Source organism: Hallerella sp., assembly GCF_022776125.1.
In the GTDB taxonomy this organism is placed as follows: Bacteria; Fibrobacterota; Fibrobacteria; order Fibrobacterales; family Fibrobacteraceae; genus Hallerella; species Hallerella succinigenes.
This window is the reverse complement of the sequence record NZ_JALFIA010000051.1, coordinates 1-6,757: the sequence shown is the minus strand read 5'-3', so window position 1 is coordinate 6,757 and position 6,757 is coordinate 1. Positions and strand designations below refer to the sequence as shown.

8 protein-coding genes and 1 tRNA gene are annotated in these 6,757 nt (G+C 52.2%); 2 read left to right on the top strand and 7 right to left on the bottom strand.

Annotated elements, in window-relative coordinates:
• Both MR847_RS06145 and rpsU read right to left on the bottom strand, forming a co-directional pair.
• A partial coding sequence (locus tag MR847_RS06145; RefSeq protein WP_287723236.1) for a GatB/YqeY domain-containing protein occupies positions 1-417 on the bottom strand: 417 nt, incomplete at its 3' end.
• Positions 418-524: 107 nt separating this feature from the next.
• Positions 525-734 (bottom strand): 30S ribosomal protein S21, encoded by a 210-nt coding sequence (gene rpsU / locus MR847_RS06140; protein WP_100425754.1) that lies wholly within the window; start codon positions 732-734, stop codon positions 525-527.
• Between the two features lie 205 nt (positions 735-939).
• Between rpsU and MR847_RS06135 the strand changes: the two genes are divergently transcribed.
• Positions 940-1,749 (top strand): SPOR domain-containing protein, encoded by an 810-nt coding sequence (locus tag MR847_RS06135; RefSeq protein ID WP_287723235.1) that lies wholly within the window; start codon positions 940-942, stop codon positions 1,747-1,749.
• 6 nt (positions 1,750-1,755) lie between these two features.
• Complete coding sequence (gene rimO, locus MR847_RS06130; protein ID WP_277002184.1) at positions 1,756-3,069, top strand: 30S ribosomal protein S12 methylthiotransferase RimO; 1,314 nt, start codon at positions 1,756-1,758, stop codon at positions 3,067-3,069.
• 56 nt (positions 3,070-3,125) lie between these two features.
• On the opposite strand, the gene MR847_RS06125 is transcribed toward rimO, so the two are convergent.
• From MR847_RS06125 to purD, 5 genes are all read right to left on the bottom strand, one after another.
• Positions 3,126-3,199 (bottom strand) — tRNA-Arg (locus tag MR847_RS06125).
• A 272-nt stretch (positions 3,200-3,471) separates the two neighbouring features.
• The gene (locus tag MR847_RS06120) at positions 3,472-4,437 is read right to left on the bottom strand and encodes a hypothetical protein (protein WP_277002186.1); all 966 of its coding nucleotides are present in this window, start codon (positions 4,435-4,437) and stop codon (positions 3,472-3,474) included.
• Between the two features lie 124 nt (positions 4,438-4,561).
• On the bottom strand, positions 4,562-5,323 hold the full coding sequence (locus MR847_RS06115; RefSeq protein ID WP_100425750.1) for a DUF3108 domain-containing protein: 762 nt from the start codon (positions 5,321-5,323) through the stop codon (positions 4,562-4,564).
• Between the two features lie 3 nt (positions 5,324-5,326).
• On the bottom strand, positions 5,327-5,800 hold the full coding sequence (gene purE, locus MR847_RS06110) for a 5-(carboxyamino)imidazole ribonucleotide mutase (protein ID WP_100425749.1): 474 nt from the start codon (positions 5,798-5,800) through the stop codon (positions 5,327-5,329).
• A gap of 14 nt (positions 5,801-5,814) precedes the next feature.
• On the bottom strand, positions 5,815-6,757 hold a 943-nt coding region (purD, locus tag MR847_RS06105; RefSeq protein WP_287723234.1), incomplete at its 5' end, for a phosphoribosylamine--glycine ligase.

The window sequence follows — 6,757 nt, the reverse complement described above, 5'->3', positions numbered from 1 at the left end:
TTTCGTCTTCGGGGTAAGTTCCTTCATGATCTTCCCCATGTCCTTGGGGCCCTGAGCTCCAACCTGGGCCTTGATCTCTTCGATCAGGGCCTTTACTTCATCTTCCGAGAGCTGCTTCGGGAGATACTTCTGGTAAACGGCGAGAGTTTTTTCTTCTTCCTGAGCGTTTTCTTCACGACCGCCCTTGCGGAGCATTTCGATTGATTCGTTACGCTGCTTGATGCTCTTGGCGAGAACATCGAGGACGATGTCATCTGTCACATCTTTCTTTGCATTGATCGCCACATTCTTGATGTCGGAATGGAGGGTACGAAGGACTTCGAGCGTGACTGAATCATGCGCCTTCATCGCCGCCTTGATGTCTGCCAAAATTTCTTGAAGAAGAGGGCTTTCTGCCTTAACGAGAGAATCTGCCATATTGTGTCCTTTTCCCAGACCGGGAGTTTAAGTTCGAGCGAAAAATAGAAACACTAAAAGGGAATGTATCTGATACATTCCCTTGGCATTCGTAAAAAAGCGACGAATTAGTAGAGACGCTTGCGGTTTGCGTCAGCGAGTTCTTTCAAACGCTTGCGACGAGCAGCGGTTTCAACACGCTTCTTTTCTTCGGACGGCTTTTCATAGCGCTGACGCTTCTTCACGTCAGAAATGATTCCGTTCTTTTCGCAAGACTTAGTGAAACGCTTGAGAGCGCGTTCGAAAGGTTCATTAGGCTTAACTACGACACCGATCATTCGGATTCCTCGGGTTGAAAATTTTTGTTATGCGCCGCAAATATACCTAAAAGAATCCATCTCGTCAAGGGCAAGCCCGTTTTCCATTGCGAACTGAGAAAAATCATATGTTTTTAGCTCTTTTTTTCACCTTAACTTGCGGCCTCCCAAAGACTTAGTTATATTTTGGCAAAGCCACACTGGCTAAAAGGTAAAGGAGCGAAAGGTGAATATTTTCAAGTTCTCCGTGATTGCAGGTTCCGCAATTTTCGGTATGACGCTTGCTGGTTGCAGCAGCGAAGACGATGTCGTCCCCGAAATCAAACCGGCTAAAAAAGCCGAAGTTCCTGCACCCGTTCCAGAAGCAACGGTAGCCGCAAGCGATGCGAATTCCATGCCGGAGCTCCAGTCGATTGAATCTCTTTCCGCTGACGCTTCTGCCGCCGAAGGCACATTCAAAACCACCGGCCCTGTTGTCCAGCCAAGTTCTGAAGGCGCCATTGTCATCCAGGTGAGTATTCAGCCGTCCAAGAGCGCCGCAAACGCCGTTCTGAAGAAATTAGAAGAAAAGGGCATCAAAGGATACCTCGCCCAGGTCGAAAATCCGGGAGAACTCGAAGGCACCTATTACCGTGTCCGCGTTGGCTACTTCAAGAAAATCGAAGACGCCAAGGCATACGGCAAGTCCGCTCTCGAACCTCTGGAATTCGCCTGGTGGATCGACAACAAGGCTAACGATACCGTAGGTTCTCCGGAATCCAGCGACGTTACCAATTCCAACACCACCTCCGGTTCGTATTTGAACCCGGAACCGATGGAAACAACCAAGTACTCCACCGAAGTCGAATCTTCTTCATCTGAAGTTGTCGAATCTTCTTCCTCCGAAGCCGCTCCTGTCGAAGCACCGGCTCCTGTTGCAGAAGCTACGGCCCCTGCTGCAGAACCTGTAGCGGAACCGACCGCACCTGCGCCAGCCCCTGCTGCAGAAGCCGCCCCGGTTCAACCGGCAGAAGAAGTCTACGATGACTGGGAATAAACACTTTTGAAACATCCCCGCATTTTTGCCGCACAACTCGGTTGTGCAAAAAACCAGGTTGATGGCGAACACATGCTTGCCGAGCTCTACTCGGCAGGTTTTGTATCGACAGAAAACGCCGAAAAAGCGGATTTTTTGCTCATCAACACCTGTGGTTTTATTGAAGACGCCAAGACCGAATCCATCAACACGGTCCTGTCCTTTATCGAAGCGAAGAAGCCTTCCCAAAAGCTTATCGTTACAGGCTGTCTTTCGGGCCGCTACATGGAAGAGCTTCCCAAGGAAATGCCCGAAGTGGACTACTGGCTCGGCACGTACGAGCCCGGGAAAATTCTGAAGGTCCTTGGACTCGGCGAAAAGGCGAGCGGCACAGAAAACATCGCCCGCCTGAACCTGGGCGATTACAAGCATCACGCCTATCTGAAGGTTGCCGAAGGCTGTGACCGCCGTTGCGCGTTCTGCGCAATCCCGAACATCCGCGGAAAGCAGATTTCGTTCTCGATCGAGAGCATCATCCAGGAAGCGAAGGAACTCGAAGCTCAAGGCGTGCAGGAACTCACGCTCATTGCGCAAGACACCACGTTCTACGGGCACGATCAGGGATGCAAAACGGGGCCGTCCCTCGCCAAACTTTTGAAGGCGGTTCTGAAGGAAACAAACATTCCATGGATCCGCACGCTCTACTGGTATCCGGAATTCATCGACGATGAGCTTTTAGACTTGATGGCAAACGAACCGCGCATTTGCAAATACGTCGACATGCCGATTCAACACGCCAGTTCGCACGTCCTTAAACTGATGCGACGCAGCTATAATCAGCAGTCGCTCCGCAAAATGCTGACCGACATTCGCACCAAGATTCCAGGCGTAACGCTCCGCACGACCGTTCTCGTCGGTTTCCCCGGCGAAACGCAGGAAGACTTTGAAGAACTGATGCAGCTGATTCAGGACGTGCGCTTTGAACACCTGGGCGGATTCGTCTTTAGCCCAGAAGAAGGCACTCCGGCGATGAAGCTTAAAGAAGAACCGGTTCCAGAAGAACTGGCCCGTGCACGTCTGGACGCCATTCAAGACCTGCAGGAAGAGATTTCTTCCGAAGCAAACGAAGCCTTGATTGGCAAGGAAGTCAAAGTTTTGATCGACGAAGTCGCCGAAGAAAGCGATTACCACTTTATCGGCAGAACCGAAGGCAACTCGCTTGATTCCGACGACATCGTGAAAATCGTGGAAGGCGACGCCAATCCGGGAGAATTCTACATGGTGAAGATCATCGATGCGGAACCGCATGAACTAATCGGACGCATCGTTTCTCACGCCTAAAAGCATTCCGCGATTGAAAAGCAGAAAAGCACCGGGAAATCCCGGTGCTTTTTCAGTGCCCACGACGAGAGTCGAACTCGTGACCTTCAGTTTCGGAAACTGACACTCTATCCAATTGAGCTACGCGGACATGGCCATAAGGCACACCGAATATAATTTTTTTTCAAAAATTTGTCTTTCGTTCTGAGCCCTGAGCAACAAAAAACGGCGACGATTCGATCGACACCGTTCCAACTCTTTACCAGTCCTCTCCTCCAAATCTATTCGCAATATAGAACTATTTTTTGGGGCTTAAAGAGCCTTGGCCTAAAAAACGGAATAAGCCTTCCTGCAAAGTGAGTAGGGTCACACATACAAAAAAAGACCGGCGAAGCCGGTCTTTGGGCACTCTTTTGCGATGGATTAGTCTTCCTGTTCGCTGTACTTCTTTTCGCGTTCGCGGCGACGGATTTCCGTTGCATCTGGGAAGAATTCCGGCAGAGCGAAACCGATCGTGATACCGAAGACAAGTCCGAACTTGGAAATGCCATCGCTATCGATCACGCGGGAAACATCTTCACCCTTCACGTTCTTCGAGTGGGAATCGTCGTAGGCGTTCGGAGCATAATACATACCGATTGCAAACTGGAGGTAGTACCATTCGTTTGTGAGGTAGGTAATGAGAACGTCGAACTGGAAACCGTTGGTCATGAGAAGTTTACGGGTGTAATCGTTCGTCGAATCAGCCACGATGTCATGATCGTAATAGACGGTACCGTAAGAAACAGAAAGACCGAGATGAAGCGGGTTCTTCGGGAAGAGGTAGTAGTTCAAACCGACCTTCCAACCGGTACCACCTTCGATTTTAAAGTTCGAGAAGTCCGGGTCATCCCCGCTCGGGATGAAGCCGAATGCACCGTACAAAGCGAGGTGCCACCGAGTGATATATTCAGCACCGAAGCCGAAGCCCATGCCGAGCCCCGTTTCACCCATCACCGGCTGACGGGAACCCATACCGATTTCAAAAACCAAGCGGTCCTTGAGCCAGTCACGACGACGGAGGTTGTTTGCAAATTCATCCAGGCGCTGGTCCTTTTCAAATTCGCGACGCTTTGCACGGTCAGCGGCACGACCGCGGCTCGTAGCGTTATCCGCTTCTTCAACCTGAGATTCTTCATCGGCTGCGGAACGAACGGCTGAACCGCCCGCTGCACGGCGACGACGTTCCAAGGTCGTTTCCCCGGAGTTTTCTTCAGCCGAAGCCGAATAGGTCGTGGATTCGGAGACTTCTTCGCTAGAGGATTCATCGGACTCATAGGAGTCGAAATCGTCTTGGGCAAAGCCGGCTACCGCCAGAGTAAAAAACAGAATGCAAATCTTTTTTAACATCGCTAAAGAGCCTCTATTTTTTTGAGATAGAATAGTTCCGTGTTCAATATAGTTTATTCTCTAGATTGTAAACTAAAATATTTGTGTAAAAAGAAAATTGAAAACCCCTTAAATCCGCTTAAAGTCACAATCCTTGGCGAAATTGGACCAATTCCCCTCGAATGGAGCCGATAGGAATTTTCACGGTCATCAAAACTGGCAGGCGCCTTTCGTCATCGGTCAGCCAAATAAAGAGCCTTCCGGCAGCCTTGAACGCGCCGTCATCCCCCAGCACCGGTTCCACCTTGATGCAGTCAAACTTGCCAAGGTCTGTTTCGACCGTTTCCTTGCCGTGAATAATCACCCGCAGCGAATAGCGCTTTTTGCCACTGACCGCAGAAAAGTAAGTGTCTTTTTTGCCGGAAAGGTCCATGGTGCGCACACGATAGAACGCCGAAATGATACAGTGTTCGTAACCGTTGATCGAGACCGTCGTATCGACACGCCTCCTGATTTCGTCGCGCTTGGAATTTTCAAAGACCGTGTCCGAAAGGACCGCCATTTTGCCTTTGCGGTCAAAGAGAATTTTTGAAGTGCTGTGGTAGGAGCCTTCGTTCAAAATCTTTTTGAACGTTTCAGGGAGAAACTTATCCCCTTTCGAAAGTGTTCGAATCGTGTCTGCCACCGGATAGATGGAGCGGAAAGCGCCGTTGTTGCGAGCGATGCTCACAAATTCCAGACTTCCATCCTTTTGCGGAAGAGTCATCATATCAGCAAAACCGGCCGTGATAAAGCCCCAGCTTAAACGGTAAGAAAGCTTTTCTCCCTTTGTCCATGGTGCATTCACCACGTCTTCGGCAAACGAAAACGCGGCAAGCACCCAAGCGATGAGAAAAAAACGTTTCACGGATTAAATATCACCAAGACTCTTGCGGTAGGCGATGAGCTTCTCGCGGACTGCCGGGTCGGAGGTGGCGACGATGTGGGCAGCGAGGTAACCGGCATTCTTGCCGTTGCCGATGCCGACTGTTGCCACCGGGATTCCCGGGGGCATCTGCACTATGCTGTGCAAGGCATCAACGCCGTTGAGCGGGCCGCCGGCGCAGGGCAAGCCAATGACCGGAAGAATCGTGTGCCCTGCGAGCACGCCCGGGAGGGCTGCAGCGAGGCCAGCGACACCGATGAGAACCTGGAGGCCTCGCCCGGCGGCTTCGCGAGCATACTTCGCGGTGGCGTTCGGGGTGCGGTGTGCCGAGAGGATGTTGTATTCCCACACGATGCCGAAGCTGTCGAGCACCGCGGTGATCTTGTCTACAGTTTCCTGGTCGGACTTGCTACCCGCAACGATACCGACCTTTGCATTCGGAACTTCATTAATCTGCATTTTCAATTCCTTTTTTATTTACCCATCTTGGCGAGACGGGCGAGTCCCTTCTTGCCGATGTCCTTGCGGTAGAACTTGCCTTCGAACTGAACCTTCTCGGCGGCTTCGTAAGCGATGTCGAGAGCGGCCTGGAGCGTTTCGCCATGACCCACCACGCCAAACACGCGGCCACCGTTCGTGACCAGCTTGCCGTCCACCATCTTGGTACCGGCATGGAGCACCTGGGCGCCGTTCTTTTCGGCTTCTTCGATACCCGTCACGACCTTGCCCTTTTCGTAAGAACCCGGATAACCCTTGCTTGCGAGCACGACGATGGCGGAGCTGCCCTTCGGAGCCTTCGGGGCACCGAGTTTCGCGAGTTCGCCCTTTTCGGCAGCGTCGAACAACGCGAGCACATCGCCGTCGTAGAGCGGAAGTACAATCTGGCATTCAGGGTCGCCGAGGCGGCAGTTGTATTCCACGACCTTTGGGCCCTTCGCAGTCACCATGATACCCACGTAGAGCACGCCCGTGTAGGGCTTGCCTTCGGCAGCCATGCCCTTGAGAGTCGGTTCGATAATCGTCTTCTTCACTTCGTCGAGGAGAGCGTCCGTCACCACCGGAGCCGGGCTGTAGGCGCCCATTCCGCCGGTGTTTGGGCCCTTGTCGTCGTCAAAGACGCGCTTGTGGTCCTGGGCAGAAGAGAGAATCACATAGTCCTTGCCGTCGCAAACCACGAAGATGGAGGCTTCTTCGCCGTCCATGAATTCTTCAATCACGACCGTCTTGCCGGATTCGCCAAACACGGCCTTGTCGCCGAGCATTTCTTCGACAGCTTCGTTCGCTTCCTTGTCGGTCATGCAGACGATGGCGCCCTTGCCCGCAGCGAGGCCCGACGCCTTCACCACGATCGGAGCCGGGTGTTCTGCGAGGAACTTCTTGGCGGAGGCGAGATCGGTGAAGGTCTCGAAGGCTGCC